The organism is Deinococcus radiophilus (genome assembly GCF_020889625.1).
Taxonomy (GTDB): domain Bacteria; phylum Deinococcota; class Deinococci; order Deinococcales; family Deinococcaceae; genus Deinococcus; species Deinococcus radiophilus.
This window is the reverse complement of sequence record NZ_CP086381.1, coordinates 227,593-252,801: the sequence shown is the minus strand read 5'-3', so window position 1 is coordinate 252,801 and position 25,209 is coordinate 227,593. Positions and strand designations below refer to the sequence as shown.

Below are 25,209 nucleotides of genomic sequence, written 5' to 3'. Positions count from 1 at the left end.
GGCGTCGCCTCAGTGCTGCGGGCGCACGGCCAGCAGCTCGGCAGGCACTTCGTCCATATAAATGTCGGCCCAGGTTTGCCCGTCAAAGCTGACCTGCGACTCCATGACCCATTCCATGCCGTGCTCGTGGTCCTCAATGGCGTCCAGCGGTACATCCAGGCGCAGGCCTCGGGGCACCGGGAACGCATCAGCACTCACCCCTTGCAGAAACGGTGCCGTTTCGGAGTAGGCATCGGTCAATGCTTCGCGGCAAAAGTCAGCCCAGCGCTCCGGGTCACCAGCTCCGGTGCGGCTCAGGAGTTCCTCACGCAAACGCGCCTGGTGCTTTGCGGGTACCGCTTCTTCGTCCCAGGTCACTGTGCCGTCGGCCAGCACTGTCACTTCGGTGGTGTTCAGGTCCATGATCTGACTGAAAAACTCGCTCAGTTCGGACTCGGTGGGTTCGGCGCTGGGGTCCACATACGAATACCACACCTCGCTGTCCGGGCTGAACTGGGTGCTGCCCTGCTCCACCAGCAGCACGGCGTCACCCCACTCGCCCACGGCGGTCGTCAGTGGAGTATTCAGCAGGGAGCGCCCGCGCACCTCAATGGTCAGACGGCGCGAGGCAGGCGCTTCAGGCGGCAGATCACGGCCGGCTTCATCGGCCCACTCGGTGCGGGCAATCATCTGGGCGTGGGCATCCGCCCAGCTGGATTCGTCGCTGCCGTGCAGGGTGGCCGCCAGCAGCTCCAGGGCACCCAGCAGTTCGGCGGGGGGTTCGGGGTCTACCGTGACCAGGCCCTCGCGGTGGTGCGTCACCTGATAGGTCGCCTGCAACGCTCCACGCTCACGTGCGATGGGATGCTGCATCAGGTACTGCACGCCCTTCTCACCCAGGCCCGCCGCAGGCAGCGGCTCCCAGCGCTGACCATCGAAAGAGACGTCTTGCTCACGCAGGCGCAGCGCTTGCCCCTCCGGCAACAGATGAAACTGGCTGGCGGTCTGGTCGTCGCGGTCTTGCAAGGAGCGCGGATCGAAACTGCTCAGCAGCTCGCCACTGAGGCGCAGATGGGCCGGTACCTGAATGGCCAGTACGTCGTCAGCACTGTTCAGGAAATCGGTCGGGCGGCCAGCCGCCACCCAGCGCGTGCGGTACTCGGCGGGCCAGCCAGCGGGACTGGGCAACTGCTCCAGCAGGGCGCGCTCTAGCGCCTGCCCCTGCTCACCCTGCGGCGCTCGCAGCCAATTGAGCTGCCAGGCCCCGTCACGGACCTCGGCCTGGACATCGAAAGAAACGGACTGAGGCATCAGCCCCAGTTGTTTGCGGCGTTTGGCTTCTCCCATAAGTAGGCCCAGGGTAGCGCAGGGAGGCGGAAAGCTGGGGCCACCGCCTGCCCTAGAGGCTGCCTCTGAACATCACGGAGGACGTCCACCTCTGCGATTTTATGCGAGCAGAGCGAGTAAACATAGATTGGCCCGGACCTCACGCCCGTTTTCCGGACGACCTCTAAGACCATCTCACCTTGCGCCCTGCCCAGGAAATAACCCGCAAGTGTAAGAGTCTAGTTAGGGCCAGATGATGATTCTAAAGCCATCTGTAGGGCCTGGCATGGAAGGTTCCAAGTCGTTCCAACAAGCCACACCCGCAACGGAGAAAGACATATGGCAAAGATTCTATTGGTTGACGACTCTCCCGCCGACATCCGTTTCATGACCGAAGTGCTCAAAGGTCAGGGCCACACGGTCGCCAGTATCAGTGATCCTGCAGCTGTAGAGCAGAGCATTTCTACCGAGCAGCCCGATCTGGTGCTGCTGGACGTGGTGATGCCAGGACGCAACGGCTATGAAGTGCTGCGCGGCATCAAGCGCGAATTCCCTAGCCCCAGCTTCAAGGTGATTTTCGTGTCCTCCAAGGGCAGCGAAACCGACATCAAGTGGGGTCTGCGCCAGGGCGCAGCCGATTACATCATCAAGCCTTACACCCCGGCCGACGTGCAGGGCGTGCTGGGCCGTCACCTTTAAGGGTCGGCTGAGTCATGGCTGAGCGCCTGCTGCTCTTTCGCTACAAAGACGACGTACTGGCCTTGCCCGCCCATCTGACCCGTGAAGTGATTGAACTGGGCCAGGTCGCTCCGCTGCCCGGTGGCCGGGGAGGCCTGGCCGGACTGGTCGTCACCGCCGGTCAGGCTGCTCCCTTGCTGGACCTGCACCTGCTGGCTGGTCTTCCCCGGCACCCCCACGCTTCACTCGGCCTGGTCGTCAGAATCGGCAACGACACCTTGGTCTTTCCCATGGACGAAATGGCGGGCAACCTGACTTCGGATGAACCCCTGACCACCCCGGACATGATTTCTGCGCCGCAGGAAACCGGGGATTACCGCCTGAATTTCGAAATTCGGGTCATCAACCCGGCGGTGCTGAGTAGCACCCTGCAAGCCCGACTGATGCCGGTTTAACGCCGCACTGTGGCACTTTTCCCAGTACTCACACATCAGCATGTTCAGTGTACGCTCCAGCGCCTAGAAGATCCTACAAGGAGACGCTTTATGACCGATACCAGTTCAGTTTCACAGTCCACGGCCCAGCCTACCCAGCGCATCAAGGCAGGTCCCAACCAAACCAGTTTTCTGGGGCGGCTTTCAGTAGGTCAAAAGCTGGCGCTGGCCGGTTCGGTGCTTGGTCTGCCATTCGCCTGGCTTGCCATCCAGAACGTAGTTGAAGCCAACCGTAAGGTGGCCCAGATTGAGCAAGAAATCCAGGGCCAGCAGCTGATTGACGCTCTTCGTGTCAGCCAAAACAATACTCAGTTCGTCCGCCTTAGCTCAACCAACCTCCTTTCCGGCAACGCGGCAGGAGCACAGGACCTCGCTACCCAGCGTCAAAGTGTGCAGACCAGCTTACAAACCGTGATTGACCGTTCGCAGTCCCTCGAATTGACTGACATTCAACAGGCCGCCCAGAGTGCCCTCAATCGCTTTAACGAACTTGCCAGCCAGGTGGACGAAGGTGCCATTTCTGCGGCGCAGGCACAGCAGGCCTACACGGAACTGCTGAACAATGTCATCACGCCGCTGTACGGCACGATTGCCAAAGACACCATGCTGGAACTCTCAGAAAACCTGGAAGTGGCGGAGCTGGTCAACCTGGTCACAACGGTGCTGCCACAGGAAGGTCCACAGGCCGGTTCAATTGGTTCAGGCACTGTAACTGTACTGAACAAGCTAGGTGAAACTCGCGAGGTGAATGAAACGGCGGCCATCGAGTCGCAGCTGCGCTGGGACAACGCCAATGCCTCTCAGCAACGCATTGAGCAGGCCCTGGCCGAAGCACTCACCACTTCTCCAGCACTAGACCGCCAGTTGCGCCCCGCTTACACTGACCTTGTCGACGCTGGCGACGCGATTTTTGGAACAGTGCGCACAGGTCTGGTAGACGCCGAGGTGGCCCAAATTACACCTTCAGACGTGCAGGCCCTTATTCCCGATTATGCAGCGGCCCTGTTCGGCAGCTTTGAGCAGGCCACCACGGCCCTGGGGACAACCTTGGAACAAGAAGCGCAGCAAAGCCGCACTCAGGCCTTACTTACTGCGCTGCTCACTGCTTTGGGACTGGCCACCGCCGCTGGCTTGCTTCACTTTATTTCGCGCTCCATCACCAATCCGCTGACTCAGCTGACCGGAGCAGCACGCAACCTCTCTCAGGGCAACTTGGGAGCGCGCGTTCCAGTCACAACCCAGGACGAATTGGGAACACTGTCTCAGACCTTTAACTTGGCCGCTACGCAGCTGGAAGCCAACGAACGCCGCGCCGAGCAGGAGCGCCTCGAACAGGAACGCCTCCAGAACAACATCGGCCAGTTCCTCGACGTCACCATGGACATCGCCGAAGGTGACCTCACCAAGCGCGGCGTCGTGACCGAGGACGTGCTGGGCAACGTCGTGGACTCCATCAACCTGATGACAGAGGAGCTCGGCTACGTGCTTGGCGACATTCAGAAAGCCTCCGGGTCGGTGACCAGCGGTTCGCAGGCCGTGCTGGCGACCACTTCCCAGATTCAGGAAGGGACCGCCATGACCGCCGCCGAGGCGCAGCGCGTGACCCAGCAGGTGCAGGAACTGTCCGCCTCCATCCGCCAGATGGCCGAGCAGGCGCAGGCCTCCGCCGACGCCGCCCGTCAGGCGCTGCTGGCTTCTCAGCAGGGCCAGGAAGCCGTGACCGGCACGCTGGACGGCATGCAGAACATCCGCCGTGAGGTACAGGGGGTGGCCAAGAGCATTAAAGGCCTGGGTGACCGCTCGCTGGAAATTCAGGAGATTGTGGACACCATCTCGAGCATCGCCCGCCAGACCAACCTGCTGGCACTGAACGCCACCATCGAGGCCGCTGGTGCAGGTGAAGCCGGAGGACGCTTCTCCATCGTGGCAGACGAAGTGCGCAAGCTGGCAGATAACTCCGCCGCCGCCACGGGCCGCATTGCCACGCTGATCCAGAACATTCAGTCGGAAATTCAGGACGTGGTCGTGAACGTGGAAGAGTCCACCCGCGAGGTGGAACAGGGCTACCGCGTCGCCGGAACTGCCGGTGAGCGTCTGCGCCAGATCGGCGACCTGACCCAGCAGTCCGCACAGCTTGCCGAGAACATCTCGTCCGCGACCCAGCAGCAGGTGCAGGGCATTGAGCAGATGGGCAGCGCCGTGCAGCAGATTGCCCAGATTGCCCAGCAGTCCGAGCAGTCGGTGCAGCAAGGCCGCGCCGCCGCCGATCAGCTGCAGCGCCTCGCCGACCAGCTCAACGCCTCGCTCTCGCGCTTCCGCCTGCCCAACTAAAGCATGCCCACGTCAGGAGAAACAGCATGACCACGACATCTACTCCCACCCTGGGCCCCTCCCCGGTCCCCCAACCCCCAGCGCGCCGCGCCAATCCACTGGACCGCTACAGCGTGCGCCAGAAACTGCTGCTGGTAGGCTTGCTGGCGGGTCTGCCCTTCGCGCTGGCCGGGATTACCCTGGGTACGCAGGCCTACAATCAGTACCTCCAGGCCCAGAAACAGAGCCAAGTGGCGTCCAACTATCTGCAGTTGCAAAACCTGCAGAAGAACCTACGCTACATGCGTGGTACTGCGCCGCAAAACGTGGACCCGCAGCTGAACCAGCAGGTAAAAGACGATATGGCCACCGTCGCCGCCACTGTGGCTGCCGCCAATATTCCTGAAGCCCAGCGCCTCACCGAAACCATGCAGGCCAAGGTAAAGCGCGTCACCGATCTGGTGGATGGCCGGGTGGGCACTGCTGAGGGCCTCAGCGACCAGATCAACTTGGTCCTGAATGAAGAATTGCTCAGCCTGTTTACGGTGCTGGCACAGACCGGCAACCTCTACGCCAACTCGCAGTCCAGGGCACTGGGTCTGGTCGAACTGGCTTCTGAGAGCATGCCTGTCGTTCTGCCGGAATCCGGACGTTACATTATCAACACGGTCGAGGTGCTGGACCGGGTGCAGCGGCTTCAGCGCGGTGAACGTACCGAGGAACAGCGTGCTCAGGTCGAAGCTGACCTGACGCGGGGCCGTGACATCGTTGCCGAGTTGCAGCGCGAAAGTGATCTGCTGTTCCAGCAATATCCTGATCTGGGCCGGGAGCTTAAGCCGTCTTACGACGCCATGTATTCGGACCTGGACACCAGCCTGCGTCTGATGTTCAACGAGCTGGTGGTCAAATCCAACACGGCACTGACGGTAGATCAGGCGCTGGACACGCTGAACCCCACCCTCGAATCGCAGTATGCAGCCTTCGAAAACACCACCCGTCAGCTGAATACCATCTACGAGCAACAGCGCAGCGCCGCACTGAACCGACTCCTGCTGATTCTGCTGGGTCTGCTGGCCGTGGCGACCCTGATCTATGCCCTGACGCAGTACATCATCGGGAACATCACCGGACGGCTTGGGACACTCACCCAAGCTGCCCAGGAACTGTCACGCGGCAACTATGGACAGCGAATCGTGGCCGACAGCCAAGACGAGATCGGCACCTTGTCCAACACGTTCAACGTGGCCGCCGAGCAGCTGGAAGAAAACGACCGCCGTGTGGCGCAGGAACGTCTGGAACAAGAACAGCTCCAGAACAACATCGGACAGTTCCTTGACGTCACCATGGACATCGCCGACGGTGACCTCACCAAGCGCGGTGTCGTGACCGAAGACGTGCTTGGCAACGTGGTGGACTCCATCAACTTCATGACCGAGGAGCTGGGTTCGGTGCTCACCGGAACCCGCAGCGCCGCCGAGTCCGTGACAGCAGGTTCCCACCAGATGCTCAGCACCACCGACACCATCAGCAGCGGTACCGTGCTGACTGCCCAGTCCGCGCAGCGTGTGGCCGAGCAGACGGAAGAAGTGAACCGCCAGATTCAAGCCATGTCCGAGATCGCGCAGCAATCGGCCCAGGCCGCCCTTGACGCTCTGCTGGCGTCCAACGAAGGTCAGCAAGCCGTGCAGGCCACCCTGAGCGGCATGCAAGGCATTCGTGAAACGGCTCAAAATGCTGAGCAGCGTATCGCGGCGCTGTCCGACCGTTCGCGTCAGATCGGCCAGATCGTGGACACCATCTCCTCCATCGCGTCACAGACCAACTTGCTTTCACTGCACGCCTCCATTGAGGCTGCCGGAGCAGGCGAGGCCGGAGAGCGTTTTAGCGTGGTGGCCGACGAAGTTCGCCAGCTGGCAGACGAGTCCGCCCAGGCGTCACGCCAGATTGCAGGCCTGATTGCCGGGATTCAGCGCGAAATCGCTGAGGTCGTGCAGACCATGCGTGAAAACGCCGAGCAGGTGAACCAGGGATACCAGGTCGCCGGAACAGCCGGACAGCGCCTGGAGCAGATCAGTACGCTGTCGCGTGAATCGGCACGGCTGGCCGAGCAGATTTCGCTCTCAACCCGTGATCAGGTAGAGAACATTGAGCAGGTAAGTGCCTCGGTGCAGGACATTGCCCAAATCGCCGAGCGCTCACAGGAATCGGTGCAGCAAGGTCGCGCCGCCGCAGAGCAGCTCCAGCAGCTGGCCGACCAGCTCAACGCCTCGCTCTCGCGTTTCCGCCTGCCGAGCTAACGGACTGAAAGGACGTCATGACTACCGCCAACAATGACCTGCTGCACTACTTCTTTGAGGATGTCCATGAGACGATGGCCTCCATTGAAGAACGCTTGCAGCTGTTGAAACAAGCGCCCGACTACGCGCAGGCTGAACCGCAGATGCAGGCGCTGGGTGTCCTGACTCACCGCCTGCGCGGTACCGCCAGCCTGTATGGGTTCCCCCAAATGGCCCAGCTGGCCTCGGTGGCCGAGCGCCTACTGATGCCCCGTCCCCAGCTGCCTGAAAGCTGGCAAGGCCGCTACAATGATCTGGTCAGCGAGATCGTGGTGGCTCTGAGCGGAGCCGCTAAGGAGGCCAAAACCACCGGCCAGGAAGGAAACCTGGGGCTGACCTTCGCGCAGACCGGAGCGCCGCAGCGGATGACTGAGCTGCTCCGCGCCCACCCTGACGCCTTTTATCTGGCGCGTGGGCACTTGCGTGGAGGCTTCGAAACCGAAGGCCACACGCCAGCCACCCCAGAAGGTGTTGCACCGACTCAGCAGAGCAGCACTGAGGACATCAGTGACGACTTGAGCCGCCAGTTGCTGACCTTTGCTCAGGACAATGCGGAGGTCTGGGAATACTTCGCGCCTGAAGTGCAGGAACACCTGGACGCGCTGCACGCGGGTCTGGGCAGTGACGAGCCGGATATCCATGTGCTGTTCCGCTCGGCCCACACCATCAAGGGCAGTTCCTACATGGTGGGCCTGCAGCCACTGGGCGAATTCGCGCACCGTATGGAAGATCTGCTGGGTGCCATCCGTGACGGTCAGCAGGAGTTGGACGGTCCTGTGACCGAAACGCTGGAACAGTCTGCCGATGCGATGGGCCTGATGCTCCGGGCCGCCGGCGGTGAAGCGCAGTCCCTGGACGCCCAGGTCAGCCGCCTGAGCCGCCGACTGCAACTGTTGGCTGGCGGCAACGACTGGACCGAGGTTGTCGCCCGTGAAACGCAATATGCTGCCCAGGCCAGCACTGAGCAGACCACGTCAGCACCCAGCAGCGCAGCACAAGAGCAGCGCAGCAACTTGGAAACCGAACTGGCTCTCTTCGGCCGCGAGAACGCCGAGGTACTGGAATACTTCGCACCCGAGGTTCAAGAACACCTGGATGCACTGCGTACCCAGCTGGAACGTGCTGACGCTGCCGATATCAACGAGATGTTCCGCTCGGCCCACACCATCAAAGGCAGCTCCTACATGGTGGGCCTGCAGCCACTGGGCGACTTTGCCCACCGTGCCGAAGATTTGCTTGGAGCTGTCCGTGACGGAGCCCAGGCACTGGACGGCCCAGTGCTGGAAACGCTGGATCAGGCCACCGACGCCATGGGCCAGATGCTGGCCATGACGCAGGGTCAGGCCGGATCTGCCCAGGACGCCCATGTCTTGGCCGAACGCCTGCGCCTGCTGTCGCAGGGCCGCTCCTGGGAAAGCGTGCTGGAAGCCGAACGTACCAGCGCTATCACCGTGGATACCCCCGACCAGGCTGAACCTGGAACTCCTGCCCTGTTGCCGGTGCGGACCAGCGTCCGTGTGGACACCCGCCGCCTGGAAGAACTGATGGATCAGATCGGGGACTTGGTGGTCGCCCGTGCCCGATTGGAACAGTCGCTGCAAACCTTCTCCGGACTGCAGAATGCCCTGGATCAGTCACAGGCCCGCTTCAGCCGCACGGTGCGTGACTTCGAGGAACGTTACCTCAACCCTGATATGGTCACGGACCGGGCCACCGTCACCGGGCGTGGCGTCGTCGGTGACACCGATCTGGGCGAGCAATTCGACGAGCTGGAGCTGGATACCTACAACGACCTCAACATTCTGGCCCGCTCCATGACCGAGCTGGCAGCCGACTTCTCGGAGGTGCGCAGCCGCTTTGAGAACGGACTGCGCTCGTTGCAAGAAGACAACGAAGACCTGGCCAAGCTGACCCGCCGCCTGCGTTTGGATCTGAGTCGTACCAGCCGTGTGCCCTTTACCAGTGTGGCAGGCCGACTGCGCCGCTGGGCCCGTGAGCGCTCGGAGCGCCTGGAACTGCACATCAACGGCGAAACCACCGAAGTGGACACGGCGGTACTGCAACAGCTGGCCGAGCCGCTGCTGCACCTGCTCAACAACGCGGCCAGCCACGGGATTTCATCGCCTGAGCAGCGCCTTGCCGCAGGCAAACCCGCCCTGGGCCAGGTGTCACTGCGCGTGACCGAAGGCGGTAACTTCTTGGAAGTTTCCGTACAGGACGACGGCGAAGGCCTGAACTATGATGCCATTCGCATTCGTGCCCTGGAAAAAGGCCTGCGTTCGGCGCAGGAGCTGGAACAGATGAGCCAGGGAGATCTGGCCCGCTTGATTCTGCTGCCTGGCCTGTCTACTGCCAAAACCGTGAGCTCCGAAGCGGGACGCGGGGTGGGCATGGACGTGGTCGCCAACACCCTGCGCGGCATGGGCGGCGAACTGCTGATCCATTCCGAGCCGGGACAGGGCACCGTCTTCACCATGCGTATTCCGACCAACCAGCGCATCGCCGACCTGCTGACCTGCCAGGTGGGCGGCCAGGAAATCGCCTTCTCGGTCAACACGGTACGTCTGCTGATGGAACGTGAGCGCCAGGATCTGATCACTGGTGAGCACGGCCTGGAAGTCGAGCTGGATTCGGCCCGCCTACCAGTCATTGACCTGCGCCAGATCTGGGGCATGACCGGAGAGGATTCCACCTACCGACTGGTGATCCTGAGCGCCGCTGCCGGGGACATTGCCGTGCGGGTGGACGCCTTCGGGGACATCGACGAAGCCGCCGTAGGGAACTTGGGCAGTGTGCTGGCGCAGATGGATTACCTCTCAGGTACGGCCATTTCACCCAGTGGACAGCCGATGCCGATTCTGGACCCGACTGGCCTGGGCCGCCTGATGCGCCGCCGCGAAATGTGGCTGCGTAAGGGCGCGCAGGAAGACAGTGCCGCGCAGCGTGCCCGCGTCATGCTGGTGGACGATTCGCTGTCGGTCCGCCGTCTGGTCAGCCGCATGCTGGAGCGCGGCGGGTACGACGTGACCACCGCCAACGACGGCCAGGAGGCCCTGGACCGCCTGCAAGTGGACTACGCATCCTTCGACCTGGTGATTTCGGACCTGGAAATGCCGCGCATGAACGGCTACGAGCTGCTTTCGGCGCTGCGGAGCCGCCCTGCGACCGCCGAGCTGCCCCTGGTCGTGATGACTACCCGCGCCGGCGAGAAGCACCAGCGACTGGCCTTCCAGCTGGGCGCCAACGACTACTTCAGTAAACCCGTTGACGAAGCGCTGCTGCTGCGCCGCCTGGGCAGTATCCTGAGCAGGAATCCATGAAACAGATCTTCGTGCTGGTCCCCAACCCTGCCCGCGCTCAGCTGATTCGCAGCCTCACGGGGGCCACCGGGGTTCATGCCCACCTCAGCGACGGTGCCCTGCCGGCCCTGACCGAGCTGGAGCGCAACCACGTGGACGCTGTGATCTGCGATGAGCAACCGGGTGACATGGCTGGGGAGGATTTCCGCGACATCCTGCGGATAGAACCCGCCACCCGCGAAACACCCTTTTTCCTGCTGACCGACCAGGGGGGTGGTCAGGCCACACCGCCCAACTTCAACTTGCCGCCCTCGGTAGGCACAGTGGAACTGGTCCGGCAGGTGTTGGAGCAACTGAATGCCGTCCCTGAAGATTTGCCACCGTTCAGCCGCGCTCCGGGTGACCTGCATGGTCGGCTGAGCGGCAACCTGCTGGCCGAGTTGCTGACCTGGGTGGCCGAAAGCGAGCTGAGCGGCCACTGGCTGATTGATGCCGGCGAACACCAGGGCTACTTGCTGATGCACGCTGGCGACATCGTTTACGCCGAATATGGCCCCCATACCGCCCACGCAGCGGTCTTGGAATTGCTGGACGCAGCTGGACTGGACCCTGAGAGCCGTTTCCGGTTCTATCAGGCGCCACCGCTTGGCCTTCCGGCGCCACGCAACATTGAAGAGCGCACCGAACGCTTGCTGATGGAAGTGACCGTGGATCTGGATCACCGCCATGCTGAACGTGCGGGTGTGCCGCACTAGTGCAGCGGCCCAGTGGCCCTAGGCCCTGGATACCCTGAAACCTTTCACCCTGAACCCCCGAGATCGGAGTCCCTATGAACCATATATTTGTCATTGACGACAGCATCAGCGTGCGTAAAGCCCTGGAACTGTCCCTCAAAAAAGAAGGGATGGAAGTCCGCAGCGCCGCCAGCGCCGAACAGGCTCTGGAGCAGATGGACGCGGCCCCTACCGATCTGGTCATTGCAGACGTGATCATGCCGGGGCTGAGTGGCTTCGAGCTCTGCCGCCAGTTGAAGGCCGATGACCGCTACCGCAACATTCCTGTGCTGATTATCAGCGGCAACGTGGATCCTGAAACCCGCCAGCAGGCCCATCAGGTGGGGGCGGAAGGTGTTCTCAAGAAGCCCTTCCGTCATGAAGAGCTGATGCCTGCGGTCAACCAGGCCCTCAGTGATGGTGCCAAGGCCAAAGCGGCTGAACAGGTTGAGGTGGAACCTGAAGAAGTCGTCAGCGCCGCACCAGAGGCTGCCACCACGACACGGACCGAAGAGCCGATGGTCAACCCCCCGGCCACCGAGTCCCGTCCGCAGGCCCACAACGGCGCTTTCAGTGCCATGCTGGACCGCGCCGCAGCCACCCACGGTGTCCTGAGCGCCGTCTTGGTCGAACGTGACGGCACAGTGCTGGAACAGCGCGGAGAGCCTCTGCCCAAGAACATCGGCCAATTCGCACGTTTCTATATGGGGACGGCCGAGTTCTTGGCGGGCCGCCTGGGCGAAAGTGGCGCAGGCCAGCTGGAACTGGAACTGGGTGGCAAGCGCCTGACCATGCGCGGCCTGGGCGACAAGGTGCTGGTCACGCTCCGCCACATGTAAGTCTGCGTCTCTGATACACGGCCCGCCCGGTGATGCCGGGGCGGGTTTTCTTGTACTGCTATTCCGTATCCGGATCTGCTTAGTTTTTTCGCACCACACTGATGGACCCGCCACTCTCCAGCACGGCCCACTGCACGTCGGACAAAGTCAGCACTCCGGCGGAACGCATATGCTGATACAAAATCTCATCGGAGATGCGGGCACGCTGCATATTGCCACTCAACTTGCAGCCCTTTTCAACCAGAACCACTGGGGCATTGTCGAAGGTCTGCCGCGCCGCCGCCGAACGCGCACTCAGCCCCGAAATACCCCACTGAAGCAGCACCAGCGTTAGGATGCTCAGGCTGCTTTCCACAATGCTTTGGCCCAGGATGGCGCTGGCCACCAGCGACCCGGCGGCCACATTGGTCAGAAAGTCGAACGACGTAAAACTGGCAAAGGTGCGTGATCCGAAGGTGCGGGCCAGCAGGATCACGTAGCCCATCAGCAGCGTGGTGGACAGAATGGTGCGAACCACCAGCTGGACACTCCAGCCCTGCTCAGGGGTCAGAATATTGACCAGTTCCGTCCAGATGATGTCAGGCAAACTCATGGGGGCAGTGTAAGCGCCACCTGGCCTATGCTGCAGCCGCGCCAATAAAGAGGCCCAGAACACGCAGTTCCGGGCCTCCTCTCTTCAGATGGACGCTTACATGTGCAGGGCGCGGCCATCCACGGCCAGCGCCGCTTCCTTGACTGCTTCGGCCAGGGTGGGGTGGGCATGGACGGTACGGGCCAGGTCCTCAGCACTGCCGCCGAACTCCATGATTGCCACTGTTTCCGCAATCAGTTCCGAGACGTTCGCGCCAATCATGTGGACACCCAGAATCCGGTCGGTGTTCGCGTCAGCCACCACTTTCACGAACCCGCGCGGGTCGCCATGGCCCAGGGCGCGTCCATTGGCACTGAAAGGGAACTGCCCGGTCTTCACGCTCAGGCCCTGTTCCTTGGCGGCTTTTTCGGTCAGGCCCGCCCAGGCGATTTCGGGGCTGGTATAGATGACCCAGGGCACGGCGTCATAGGCGACGTGTCCGGCCTGCCCCGCCAGCTGCTCGGCCAGGGCTACGCCTTCTTCCTCGGCCTTGTGGGCCAGCATGGCTCCGCCAATCACGTCCCCGATGGCATACACGCCCGGCAGGTTGGTGCGGTAGTGGCTGTCCACCTTCACAAAACCGCGCTCGTCCAGCTCTAGGCCCACCTCCTGCGCGCCCAGGCCCTGAGTGTTGGGCACCCGGCCGATGCTCACGATCAGTTTGTCAAATTGAGCTGTCTTGGTCTCCTCGCCCTCAGCGTAGGTGACGGTCACACCGCCCTCATCCTGCTTCACTTCGGAGATGTTCGCGCCAAAGTGAAAATCCAGGCCCTGTTTCTTGAACTGCTTGAGGGCTTCCTTGCTCACGGCGTCGTCGGCGGCCATCAGGAAACCAGGCAGCGCTTCAAGAACCGTCACCTCGGCACCCAGGCGGCGCCATACGCTGCCCAGCTCCAGTCCGATCACGCCCGCGCCGATCACACCCAGCTTGCCGGGGACGGCCTCAAAGCTCAGGGCCCCGCTGTTCTCGACGATGTGACCCCCGAACGGCGCCAGCGGCAACTCGCGGGGGTTAGAGCCAGTCGCCACGATCACGTGACGGGCCACCACTTCGGTGCCGGCGGCGTCTACCACCCAGCCGGCTTCATCCTGACGGACTAGACGGCCGGTGCCGAAAAAGCTCTTGATCTTATTTTTCTTGAACAGGTAGGCGATGCCGCCGGTCAGCTTGTCCACCACACCATTTTTGCGGGACAACATCCGGGAGACGTCCACCGAGGCAACCTCAACCTGGATGCCGTGCTCATGGGCCTCGGTCTGAATCATCTCGAACTTCTCGGACGAATCCAGCATGGCCTTGCTGGGAATGCAGCCCACGTTCAGGCAGGTACCACCCAGCGAAGCCTTGCCGTCACGCTCGAAGGCGTCCACACAGGCCACCTGAAAGCCCAGCTGAGCTGCACGAATGGCAGCCACGTATCCCGCCGGGCCACCGCCGATCACCAACACGTCATAAGAATCCATGTGGGTCAGTTTAGCGCCCAGGTTGGGAGGCCAGGGACGCGTCCCCGACTCAGAGACAAGGCCTAGTCGGGTAACCCAGCAAAGTAAGCCCGGAGGCCCGCCGCAATGGCCTGAGCGTACCCCTCCTGTCCCTGTGCGCTCATTAGGGTACGGAGGTTCTGGGGATCGGTGAGATAGCCCAGTTCCAGCAGCACGCTGGGCTGCGATGTAGGCCGGGTCAGCGCCAAATTGGCCTGTGGGTGCAGTCCGTCATCTCCCACCGCTGGAAACGCCGCGACCAGCGAACGTTGCAGGGCATCGGCCAAGGGACGCGACTGGGTATAGGAGAAGTAACTGCCTGCACCGCGCACGGTTCGGGGATCCTTGCCGTCGGGAATGGCATTGGCATGTACGCTGACCAGCACGTCGGCCCCCACCCGTTCGGCCAGTTGCGGACGGTCGTACAGCGGGACGGTCACGTCGCCCTGGCGGGTCAAGGTGACGGTGGCACCTTCGGCCCGTAGCAACTGGGCAGCCCGCAGTGCAATGGGCAGCACAATGTCCTTCTCAGGCACTCGCAGTGGTCCAGCTCCTCCCTTTTCGCTGCCCCCATGGCCTGCATCCAGCACAATATGACGCCCCGCCAACGGTCCTGGCGCGGGGGCTTCGCGGAAACGCAGGACCAGTTCGTCGCCCTGCTCTGCCGCCTGATAGCCTGCGGCAAATCCGTGCAGAGGCCGCGGCAGGCTGAGGTCGAAATGTAACGCAGCGCCTTCTTGCCAGGGCCGCAGGTTCAGACCTGACGGCGGGGTCCAGGCCCCCACCGACTGCGCCCCAACCAGGCTGAGGCGCAGGCCACCGGGAATCTCGCTGAGGACAAACGGTACGCGGCCCACTGTCGGCAGCCTCAACTGGTGCCAGTCGCCTGCTGTAGCAGACACCCAGATTGGGCCGCCCACCTGAGCGGTGAGGTCTGTTGTCCAGGCTGGCAGCAGCCTGAGCGTGCTTCGGGTCGCCCACAGCGGCCTTCCATCGGCCAGTTGCACCCGGCTCAGGTCGCCGCGCTGCCCGGTCACCAGCACACGCTGTCCCTGTCGGGCGTACAGTACCGCACGTCCTGCATCATCTTCCCAGGCTGAGCGAACGGTATTGACTCCCCAGCCCTGACCGGGGTCCACCACTTCAGCTACGCGGGGCGCGTGGGTCTGGAGGGGCGCCGGTGGCCGAACCGGAGCCGCCGCGCGGATCACGCGCAAGGTCGCTGACCAGGTTTGCCCACCCCGGTGGCTGGTCACGCGCAGCGGGTTGAGGCCCGGCCGTAGAGGCACCCATTCCACGAATAGGCCATCTGCGCCCACTGGCACGGCCCGGCCACCAATCCGCAGGTCAGCTCCTGGCAGGACACTGCCTTCCACCAAGACATAAGCGTGTGCGACACGGTGACCATCCGGCGGATAGGCCACGAATACTGGCGACTGCGGTAAACTCAGTCGCTCACCCGAAAGGGTCACCGTGCCAGCCTGAGCGAGGGTGGCAGGACCAAGCAGCGGCGTCAACATGATCAGCGTAGCGGCAGTAAGGAAACAGCGGATACGAAACAGCGGCAGCGCAGAGCGTCGTCTGGACATCAGGCCTCCTGGGCGGACCTGCTCCAGGCGCTCGGCCCAGCAGATCACTTGGCCCAGATTACCGATCTCTCATGAAGTCAGACTGATGGCTTGGGGGCCGGATGGAGATCCTTCCCTGGGGTGAGTGGCGGGTCAGCGGACAGAAGATACTACGGCCAGACTTTCAGACATCACAGCCGAAGGCACGCAGCAGATCATGTTCACTGACCGCATCTTGCGGGGCTGCTGTAGCCGAGGAAAGAGGCAGAACAGCATTGGGTCTGGCCCAACAACTTGAAACCCATCCACACGGCACCAAAGACGAAAACCACTGTTTAAATGTCTGCCACATTTGCCTGCTCCCCGCTGAATCTGATACCAATCTGACTGAAGATATAAACATCTTAATTCTTTATTTGGGAAACATTTAGTCATCTACATAACATTGGTTGCCCGTTGACACATCAGCGCACTCGAACCCCTTTGGTGGCAGGCTGCCGCCGCACCCAGGCCACAAATTTCTGCACATCTGGGTGGCTCCGCAAGGCTTCCAGACTGGAATACTCACTTTCGAGTTCGGCATTGCTGAAGGTCCGGTGCAGAAATTTATGGCAGGCCGGGCACAACATGACGGTGGGCAATTCGGCCACCTTATGGCCCCGCCGCCGCCCCTGCGAGCGGGGAATCAAGTGATGCTCAGTCAGACGCAGCACCGTGCGCTCACACAGGGCACAGGTCTCTGCTGGGCGAACTGGCGGCGGCCAAGCGGCAGGCTCAGTCCTGCGGGCCAAGGGAGGGTTCTCCAGCATCTTCGGCCACCTGGCCAGCTGCGGGGGATTCGGGCTCCTGAAAGGACTGGTTCGCTGCATGGGGCGGCAGGTTACGCACACCGAGCCTGACCTTCTCCAGCAGCCGGATCAGCTCAAGCTGCTCTTCCTGGTCCAAGCCACTCATACTGCGGCTGTTGCGTTCAACGAGGGGCCCATCCAACGCGTCCAGCAGATCCAGCCCCCGCTGGGTGATCCGGGTCGGTACCACTCGCTGATCCTCCCCTTGGCGGCGCTGACGGTCACGGCTGATCAGCCCTGCTTTTTCCAGGCGGACCAGCATCCGGGTCAGGTCCGGCGAGACCCGGTCAATCAGACGGCGGCGGATATCGTTGCGTCCCAGTTCTTCACCCTTATGGTGGGCACCACGCAAGATCCGTAGGATGTTGTACTGCGCCGACGTAATGCCAAACTGACGGATAAACTGATCGAAATCCGACATCACCATGGAGTTGGTATGCATCAGGCTGACCACCGCCTCTTCGGAAGCGGAGGAATACTTGATGGTCTGCAACAACTCTTCATAAATCGTCATATGGTCACTTTGCAGTTTAACGGCTGGAGCGGGATCAATCACTCTGGCAGCCTCCAATTGATCTCGGCCATTCCCATTTCGGCCAATGCCCGGTTCACCGCGCTAAAAGGCCGCGTTCCAGCAAAATGCCGCACGCTGAGGGGACTGGGGTGTCCACTTTCTATAACAACGTGCTGCGGCGCGGTGATCAGGCGTTTCTTCTTGCGAGCATAGGCTCCCCAGAGGACAAAGACCACCCCCTCCCCTTTGGTATTCAACGCGGAGATCACTGCGTCCGTAAGGTCTTCCCAGCCCTGTCCTGCGTGGCTGTTGGCCTCACCGGCACGGACCGTCAGGACCGCATTCAGGAGCAGCACACCGCGCTCGGCCCAGGCTTCCAGGTTGCCGTGCGGGGGCGGCTTGATCCCCTGATCCTCCTGCAGTTCGCGGTAAATATTCCGCAGGCTGGGCGGAATCCGGACACCGCGCTGCACACTGAAGGCCAGTCCGTGTGCCTGACCTGGGCCGTGGTAAGGGTCCTGACCTAGAATCAGCACTTTGGTATCGCGGTAAGACGTGAGCCGCAGTGCCGTAAAGACGTCCTCGGGCGGTGGATAGACGGTGTGCTGACGGCGCTCCTCCTCCACGAATTCGGCGAGGCGGTGCAGCGCGGGACGGCGGAGGGTGTCGGCCAGGACGTTGTTCCAGTCCCCCGGCAAGGTCAGAGCTGGGGGACTGGAGTCTTGAGTATCAAACAGGTTGGGTTGGTCAGCCATAGGGTGTCTCCTCGGTTGGATGGGGGCGCGCGCTGAACGCTCCGACTTGGGCGGCAGGCCGCGCCGCTCACGTTCAGCGCGGATCACAGCTTTTTTGCGGCTACCATGTAGGGTGTAGATGCGCTGAGCTTCGGCGCGGAACTGAAGGGACTGCCGCACCGCCTGCAGCCTGTCGTGGGCAGCGCGGGCCGGCCCATGTTCAGCGACCACCGGATAAGGATAATCGCGGCCTAGCCGCACCCCCAGGCTCTGGGCCGTCAGCGGCGGCAGCTCCCAGGGCCGCCAGATGTGCGGTGCCGGGACCGCACTCAGTTCCGGCACCCAGCGGCGAATAAAGTCACCCTGCGGGTCCTGCTCACGGGCCTGGCGCGTCGGAGAATAGACCCGGCTGCGGTTGATGCCCACCGTCCCAGACTGCATCTGCATTTGCGACCAGTGAATGCCTGGCTCGTTGTCCAGCCACTGCCGCGCCAAGAACAGTCCTGGCCGCCGCCAGTGCAGCCACAGGTGATGTGACGCGAAGCTGACCAACATAGCCCGCATCCGGAAATTAAGCCAGCCGGTGGCCTGCAGCATCCGCATACAGGCGTCAATCAGCGGATAGCCGGTCTGTCCCTGACACCAGCGGTCAAAATACTCCTCATTCCAGTGGGGTTCACGCAGGCCATCGTAGGCCCGGTTCAGATTCTCGAATTCCAGGCGTGGCTCGGATTCCAGCCGCTGAATAAAGTGATCGTGCCAGTGCAGCCGACTCTCGAACGAGCGCAGGGAGCGCACCCAGCGGGGATCAGCGCCTTGGTCCCCCAGTGAGCGGGCCAGCGCCTGGCGGGTTTCTAACAGTACTGTCCGCAGAGATACCGTCCCGAACGCCAGCGGTGCGCTGAGCCGCGAACAGGCGTCTTCGGCGGTCAGTGGGCTACTCATGGCCCACATGTAGTCGCGCCCCCGCTGGGCCAAAAACGAATCCAGCACACTCCGCGCTGCCGTTTCGCCGCCCTGGGGAATCACCTTGAGGTTGCGCTCAACTTTTAGCGCACGGTGATCCAGACAGCCTTCGCTGCGCAGCGCCTTGGCAGGCGGGCGGAGCACAGGCGGCGGCACAGGCGACTGGGACATCCGCGCTTCCCAGGCATCGGCCCAGCGGTCACGGTCCACCATGCGGCGAAATACACCCTGCTGCGGCGGCTCGTAGAAGGGAATGCCCCGCGCCCGCGCCCAGGCATGAACCCGCAGATCCCGCGCAAAGCTGACCCCGTTGCCCGTCTCCTGATGTGCCCACAGCGAACCGATAGAGATCTCGCGGCTCAGGGCTTCAAGGACGGCGACCGCTTCACCGCGCCGAATCACCAACGGTGAGCCAAGCTGCGCGAGCCGCTGAGCCAGGTCGCGCAGGCATTCGTTCAGGTAATCCAGATGATGCCCACCGAATTCCTCGTGATGTAACTGCTCTGGTTCGTAGATGTAGAGCGGCAACACTGGCCCACCGCTCTCGGCAGCGCCCACCAGGGCCGCATGGTCCGTGACGCGCAAGTCTTTCTTGAACCAGACGGCGGACACTGGCTGCATGACTCCACTGTGAAGGGCCGCAATGCCGCGTGGGTGAAAGGTAAATTGTGCTTCTCTTGGGTCAACCCAGGGCTGTTTAGCCCAGTGACCCGAACTTGTTTTCGGGAATGATTCGGTCCAGTTCACGGCGGATAACCCCAAAGTCCCCGGCATGGGCCGCCTGTTCCAGCACGGCAATGTCACGGTCCAGTCCCTGCGGATCCACCTGCTCCAATCGGGCACTGAAAATCTCCGAGTGGGTGGTGGCGTCCGTTCCCTCTGAGGAAGTCAGCAGTTCCTCGTACAGCTTCTCACCGGGGCGCACCCCGCTGTAGACCACTTCAATGTCCCGTGCACCGCTGAGGCGAATCACGTCTTCGGCCAGATCGGCAATCTTGACGGGTTGTCCCATATTCAGGACATAGACTCGGCCATTTTCGGCCAGGCCGCCCGCTTGCAGCACCAGCCGGGCCGCTTCAGGGATGGTCATGAAGTAGCGGGTCATTTCCGGGTGGGTCACGGTGACAGGACCGCCCTGACGAATCTGCGCCATGAAGGTCGGTACTACACTGCCCCGGCTCCCCAGCACGTTTCCAAAGCGCACCGACACCAGCGCCTGCCCTGGCTGTGCCCGCGCAGCCCCCGCAGAAACGGTCTTTTCGGCCATGCGTTTGCTGGCTCCCATCACACTGGTGGGATTCACCGCCTTGTCAGTGGATATGTTGACCAGGCGCTCCACACCATACTCCAGGCACATCTGCACCACGTTGCGGGTGCCGATCACGTTGTTCAGGATGGCCTCGGAGGGGGCCGCCTCCATCAGCGGCACATGCTTATGTGCGGCGGCATGAAAAACCACCTGCGGCCGCTGCTCAGCAAAAATCTGGCGCATTCGGTCTTGATCGCGCACATCTCCAATCAGCGCCGTCTGGGGGAGTGCTGGAGCCAGGCGACGCAACTCTTGCTGAATGGCGAACAAGCTCCCCTCACCGCGCCCGACCAGAACCACACGCGCCGGGCCAAAGGGCACGATCTGACGCACGATCTCGGAGCCGATGCTCCCCCCTGCACCCGTGACCATCACGGTCCGGCCCCGCAAGTAGTCGGCGATTTCAGCTGTGTTCAGCTCTACGGGGGGCCGGCGCAGCAAATCTTCTAGATTCACGTCCCGGATCTGTCCCAGGGTCACATGGCCCGACAGAATCTCAAAGACACCCGGAATAATCCGGTAGCTGACCCCAGTGTCTTTGGCCAGATCGACCACCCGGCGTACGAACGTACCGTCTGCCGAAGGCACGGCGATCAGCACTTGCTGCACGTCTTCGCGGCGCACCACCTCAGGCAGGGTGTCCACACTGCCGAAGATCGGTAGCCCCATCACAGACGTACCGTGTTTGTCGGGGGCATCGTCCACGAAGCCGACTGGACGCATCTTGCTTTCGGGATGGCGCAGCATTTCGCGGGCAATCAAGGTTCCTGCGTCGCCTGCTCCTACAATCAGCACCCGGCGTTGACCTGATGCCTGACCCTTGGGCACCCGCTCGTGCAACACGCGTGACAGCAGCCGCACGCCGCCCATCAGGAGCAAACCCAGCACGCCGGTCATCAGGGGGACACTGCGCGGCAGATCCAGGTAGCCATACAGCAAAAAGGCCATTGCCAGCCCACCCAGGGTCGCCAGCAATACGGCCCGCAGCAGGACCAGTAGATCCGGAACGCCGATCCGCCGCCAGGTCTGACGGTAAAGCCCGTAGTATGAACTGAGGACCGCCATGATGACGCCGCTGATCAGGAAATAGACCAGAACGTTCAGCCCGAAACTGGATTCGGTCAGCGCACTGGGCTTGCGAAAGACGTAAGCCAGGACAGCTGCCAGGGTCCAGAGCGCCAAGTCGATGGCGAACTTCTGAAACTGATGGGCGCGGTAGACCGGATGGGAGGCAGGCGAGTTACTGGTCGGTGGGATGGAGGGCTGAGTCATGAATCCTGGGTTAGCGAGTCGCTTCCTTCACCACACTGCAAATCACGTCAGCCATTGCTTCCATATCCGCTTCGCTGAGTGTGGGGTGCACCAGGAACATCAGTGAGGTTTCACCCAGTTCCTGAGCCACTGGTAGCCGCTCTTGGGGGCCATACCCTGCGTCGGTAAAAGCCTTTTCAAGATAAATCTCGGAGCACGACCCGCTGAAGGCCGGCACGCCCTGCGCTGCGATTTCCGTCATGATCCGGTCGCGGTCCCAGCCGCCTTTCAGTGCCGGTTGCTCGACAAAAACGTAGTACTTGTAGTAGGCGTGCTGCACGTCCTGTGGGGGCAAGGTCAGACGGATACTGGGAAACTCGGCCAGGCGGCGGTTCAGCACTGCTGCGTGGGCTTGGCGCTGCCGAATCCACTCCGGCAGCTTACGGAGTTGGAGACGTCCAATGGCCGCCTGGACTTCCAACATCCGCCAGTTGGTTCCAAACGATTCGTGCAACCAGCGAAAGCCAGGAGGGTGTTCGCGGTTGTACACGGCGTCGTAGCTTTTGCCGTGGTCCTTAAAAGCCCAGGCCCGCTTCCAGACCTCTTCATCCTTGAGGGCCAGCAAACCACCCTCACCACCAGTGGTCATGATCTTGTCCTGACAAAAGGAAAAGGCCCCCGCGTGCCCAATGCTGCCTACCGGGCGGCCCTTGTAAAAGGCACCGTGCGCCTGGGCACAGTCCTCAATCACGATCAGACCATGTTCTTCGGCCAGCGCCATGATCGAGTCCATGTCGCAGGGCCAGCCCGCCAGATGCACCGGGATGATGGCACGGGTCCGCTCATTAATCAGCGGGCGGATGGTTTCGGCGGTAACGTTCTGGCTGTCCCGGTCTACGTCCGCAATCACTGGGACACACCCGCGCATCACAGCTGCACTTGCGGACGCGATAAAGGTCCGCGAAGTGGTGATCACTTCTCCAGAATCGATACCAAAAGCTTGCAGCGCCAGCTCCAGCGCCAACGTACCGTTGTGCAGGGCAATGGCGTGCGGCACTCCCAGATATTCAGCGTATTCACGCTCAAATTCACGGGCTTCGTTGCCAGTCCAGTAGTTCACGCGGCCCGACACCAGCACATCCATTACGGCCTGACGTTCATCCTCCGGAAAAACAGGCCAGGAGGGCCAGGCCGGTTTAGCCACTTGTGGGGGTGCGCTGACACTCGCCTTGCTCATCACATCGTCAGCATACTCTCTTTCTGGGACACGTCTATGCGGTCCTTTACGCATATTCCCATCTTCTGGGATTGATTATGGTTTTCCTTCCTCTTACTTTAGAGGCGGCCTCGGAAAATCGCGGAGGCGAGCGTACCTGCGCAGGTTCTAGGCGAGCAGACGGGCACAGCTCCGTAGGAGAGCGAAGAGCCATAGACTGGCTTGGTCCTCATACCCATTTTCCGGATGACCGCTGAGAACCACTTTGCGCTCGACTCCCAAGCCCCACAAACAGACTTGGTATGATGAATAACGATGTCATGGGCTCAAAGGGTTGTACAACGGACACTCAAACGAGTGATAGATGTGGTGGTTTCAGCGGTGGGACTGGTGATCTTCGCACCGCTGCTGACCGTGGTGGCCGCACTGGTCCGTAAGCAACTGGGAAGTCCTGTGCTTTTCCGGCAACAACGACCTGGTCTGCGTGGGCGGCCATTTTATCTGTACAAATTTCGCACCATGACCGACGCCAGAGGACCAGATGGCCAGCTGCTGAGTGATGCGGAGCGTCTCCCTACCTTTGGCCGGCTGCTGCGGGCCACCAGCCTGGATGAGCTACCGAGCCTGTTGAATGTTCTCAAGGGGGATATGAGCCTGGTAGGCCCCCGACCATTACTGCTGGATTATTTGCCGCTCTATTCACCCCGGCAGGCCCGTCGCCACGAGGTTAGACCTGGCATCACTGGTTGGGCACAGGTCAATGGACGTAATGCCATCAGCTGGGCGCAAAAGTTCGAATACGACGTGTGGTATGTGGATCATCAAAACCTGGCCCTAGACTTCCGGATCCTCCTGCTCACTCTGAAAAAAGTAGTCCACCGCGAGGGGATCAGCGCCCAGGGGGAGGTCACCATGCCCAAATTTACCGGTGACGGCCCAGAGAACAAGTAGCAAAGTCCAATGGCAGCCTCAATCGGGTGATGCAGTGCCTGGGGGCAATGCTATGTGAGAGAAATGGATGCCCATTCGCCCTGCGGTAGATAGTGCCCACCACCAGTTCGCCAAGGCTGATAATCTGTCTTCACAAGACCTCTGATGAAGCTTTGCCAAATGTGCGAAACCCGCCCTACGATCTACCCAAAAGGTAGACACAGCTCAAGAGCCACAGCCTTTAGGATAGATTGTGATGGTGCAAAGTTCCGACAATCAATTGAAGGCCAAGATCCAGGACAGAACTGCCCGTATCGGTGTCGTGGGACTGGGATATGTTGGCCTGCCATTTCTGGTAGAGAAGGCCAAAGTAGGTTTCAAGGTCACTGGGTTTGACCGTAATCCTGAACGTGCGGCTCAGGTCGCGGCAGGCGAGAACTACATCAGCGACGTGCGGGATGAGGATCTCAGGGATGTGGTTGAGCGTGGTCTGGTTGACGCCACCACCGACCTAGACCGCCTGGGCGAAATGGACGTCATTGTGATCTGCGTGCCTACGCCGCTTGACCAGAACCTCTCTCCTGATCTCAGCTATGTCAAAGGAGTGACCGAGGACATCGCCCGTCGTCTGCGACCCGGCCAACTGGTCAGCCTGGAAAGCACCACTTATCCTGGGACCACTGAAGAAGTGATGCGTCCCATCCTTGAAGCGGGTGGGCTGAAAGCAGGCGAGGACTTCTTCCTGGCGCATTCGCCCGAGCGCGTTGATCCCGGCAATAAGCGCTATACCACCAAGAACACCAACAAGGTGGTCGGGGGCAACGATCCAGTCAGTCTGGATGTAGCCGTCACTTTCTATAAGCAGGCCATTGAACATATCGTGCCTGTGAGCAGTGCCAAGGCCGCCGAGCTGGTCAAGGTCTACGAGAATACTTTCCGGGCTGTCAACATTGCGCTGGCCAACGAAATCGCGCTGCTGTGTGACCGCATGGACTTGGATGTCTGGGAGGTCTTGGACGCAGCCTTTACCAAACCGTTTGGGATCATGCCCTTTTACCCCGGTCCTGGCGTGGGTGGACACTGTATTCCCCTGGATCCGCATTACCTGGAATGGAAAGCCCGCGAGCACAACTTCCAGACCCATTTCATCGCACTGGCAGGCGAAGTCAACCGCAAGATGCCTGAATTTGTGGTCGACAAGGCCAGCCGCGTACTGAACATGGACCGCAAACCTCTTAATGGCAGCCGGGTGCTACTGCTGGGTATGGCATACAAGAGCGATCTGGACGACTACCGTGAATCGCCCGCGATCCACATCTACCGTCTACTTCAGGAAGCCGGAGCAGATGTCAGCTTCCACGACACCTGGACACCGGAAATTCGGGAACATGGTGTGGAAGCCCAGGGCGTGGACCTGACGGATGAGCGACTGCAGAACTCCGACCTGGTCATCATCACCACTCAACACAGCGACGTGGACTATGAGCGGGTGCTGCGCTTGGCCCCTAGGGTGTTGGATACTCGTAACGCCACCAAGCAGCTGACCCCAGAGCTGAAGCGTGAAAAAGTGGTCATGCTGTAAAGCCACGCATCCAGCAACGCAAGAGCCCAAGGACATTGCGTCCCTTGGGCTCTTTGTTTATCGCCTGTTCAGGTCAAAGCAATTATCAAGTCCCACCAGGAGGACTTTCCCGGTGGGACTTGATGGATCACTGCAGGTTTTCGC

Annotated in this window: 18 protein-coding genes; 9 read left to right on the top strand and 9 right to left on the bottom strand. The window is 61.6% G+C overall.

Annotated elements, in window-relative coordinates:
• Positions 1–9 precede the first annotated feature (9 nt).
• Entirely contained in the window at positions 10–1,326 is a 1,317-nt protein-coding gene (locus LMT64_RS12045) for a hypothetical protein (protein WP_126351788.1), read from the bottom strand.
• Between the two features lie 318 nt (positions 1,327–1,644).
• Here LMT64_RS12045 and LMT64_RS12040 point away from each other — a divergent pair, with 318 nt between their 5' ends.
• From LMT64_RS12040 to LMT64_RS12010, 7 genes are all read left to right on the top strand, one after another.
• Positions 1,645–2,004 (top strand): response regulator transcription factor, encoded by a 360-nt coding sequence (locus LMT64_RS12040; protein ID WP_126351789.1) that lies wholly within the window; start codon positions 1,645–1,647, stop codon positions 2,002–2,004.
• A gap of 14 nt (positions 2,005–2,018) precedes the next feature.
• Positions 2,019–2,438 carry a chemotaxis protein CheW gene (locus LMT64_RS12035; protein ID WP_126351790.1) on the top strand — a complete coding sequence of 140 codons (420 nt, stop codon included), beginning with the start codon at positions 2,019–2,021 and terminating at the stop codon, positions 2,436–2,438.
• Between the two features lie 90 nt (positions 2,439–2,528).
• Entirely contained in the window at positions 2,529–4,808 is a 2,280-nt protein-coding gene (locus tag LMT64_RS12030; RefSeq protein ID WP_229253476.1) for a methyl-accepting chemotaxis protein, read from the top strand.
• A 26-nt stretch (positions 4,809–4,834) separates the two neighbouring features.
• On the top strand, positions 4,835–7,084 hold the full coding sequence (locus tag LMT64_RS12025) for a methyl-accepting chemotaxis protein (RefSeq protein ID WP_126351791.1): 2,250 nt from the start codon (positions 4,835–4,837) through the stop codon (positions 7,082–7,084).
• A gap of 17 nt (positions 7,085–7,101) precedes the next feature.
• Positions 7,102–10,443, top strand: a complete 3,342-nt coding sequence (locus LMT64_RS12020; RefSeq protein WP_126351792.1) for an Hpt domain-containing protein — start codon at positions 7,102–7,104, stop codon at positions 10,441–10,443.
• Positions 10,440–11,177, top strand: a complete 738-nt coding sequence (locus LMT64_RS12015) for a DUF4388 domain-containing protein (RefSeq protein ID WP_126351793.1) — start codon at positions 10,440–10,442, stop codon at positions 11,175–11,177. The genes LMT64_RS12020 and LMT64_RS12015 overlap by 4 nt, the downstream gene beginning before the upstream one ends.
• A gap of 74 nt (positions 11,178–11,251) precedes the next feature.
• On the top strand, positions 11,252–12,034 hold the full coding sequence (locus LMT64_RS12010) for a response regulator (protein ID WP_126351794.1): 783 nt from the start codon (positions 11,252–11,254) through the stop codon (positions 12,032–12,034).
• 79 nt (positions 12,035–12,113) lie between these two features.
• On the opposite strand, the gene LMT64_RS12005 is transcribed toward LMT64_RS12010, so the two are convergent.
• From LMT64_RS12005 to LMT64_RS11970, 8 genes are all read right to left on the bottom strand, one after another.
• A complete protein-coding gene (locus tag LMT64_RS12005; RefSeq protein ID WP_126351795.1) occupies positions 12,114–12,626 on the bottom strand; it encodes a DUF421 domain-containing protein in 513 nt (170 codons plus the stop codon).
• A gap of 96 nt (positions 12,627–12,722) precedes the next feature.
• The gene (lpdA, locus tag LMT64_RS12000; RefSeq protein WP_126351796.1) at positions 12,723–14,129 is read right to left on the bottom strand and encodes a dihydrolipoyl dehydrogenase; all 1,407 of its coding nucleotides are present in this window, start codon (positions 14,127–14,129) and stop codon (positions 12,723–12,725) included.
• A gap of 62 nt (positions 14,130–14,191) precedes the next feature.
• Complete coding sequence (locus tag LMT64_RS11995) at positions 14,192–15,736, bottom strand: N-acetylmuramoyl-L-alanine amidase (protein WP_126351797.1); 1,545 nt, start codon at positions 15,734–15,736, stop codon at positions 14,192–14,194.
• 443 nt (positions 15,737–16,179) lie between these two features.
• On the bottom strand, positions 16,180–16,428 hold the full coding sequence (locus LMT64_RS11990; RefSeq protein WP_324295880.1) for an HNH endonuclease: 249 nt from the start codon (positions 16,426–16,428) through the stop codon (positions 16,180–16,182).
• Between the two features lie 61 nt (positions 16,429–16,489).
• A complete protein-coding gene (locus LMT64_RS11985) occupies positions 16,490–17,077 on the bottom strand; it encodes a MarR family winged helix-turn-helix transcriptional regulator (RefSeq protein ID WP_126351798.1) in 588 nt (195 codons plus the stop codon).
• Between the two features lie 38 nt (positions 17,078–17,115).
• Entirely contained in the window at positions 17,116–19,398 is a 2,283-nt protein-coding gene (locus LMT64_RS11980) for a uracil-DNA glycosylase (protein WP_126351799.1), read from the bottom strand.
• A 76-nt stretch (positions 19,399–19,474) separates the two neighbouring features.
• Entirely contained in the window at positions 19,475–21,358 is a 1,884-nt protein-coding gene (locus tag LMT64_RS11975) for a polysaccharide biosynthesis protein (protein ID WP_126351800.1), read from the bottom strand.
• Positions 21,359–21,368: 10 nt separating this feature from the next.
• Positions 21,369–22,574: a DegT/DnrJ/EryC1/StrS family aminotransferase gene (locus tag LMT64_RS11970; protein ID WP_126351801.1), complete on the bottom strand. Its 1,206-nt coding sequence runs from the start codon at positions 22,572–22,574 to the stop codon at positions 21,369–21,371.
• Between the two features lie 294 nt (positions 22,575–22,868).
• On the opposite strand from LMT64_RS11970, the gene LMT64_RS11965 reads away from it, so the two are divergent.
• Together LMT64_RS11965 and LMT64_RS11960 are read left to right on the top strand one after the other, a co-directional pair.
• A complete protein-coding gene (locus tag LMT64_RS11965) occupies positions 22,869–23,504 on the top strand; it encodes a sugar transferase (protein ID WP_126351802.1) in 636 nt (211 codons plus the stop codon).
• Between the two features lie 238 nt (positions 23,505–23,742).
• Positions 23,743–25,065, top strand: a complete 1,323-nt coding sequence (locus tag LMT64_RS11960; RefSeq protein ID WP_211334172.1) for a nucleotide sugar dehydrogenase — start codon at positions 23,743–23,745, stop codon at positions 25,063–25,065.
• Positions 25,066–25,209: the final 144 nt, after the last annotated feature.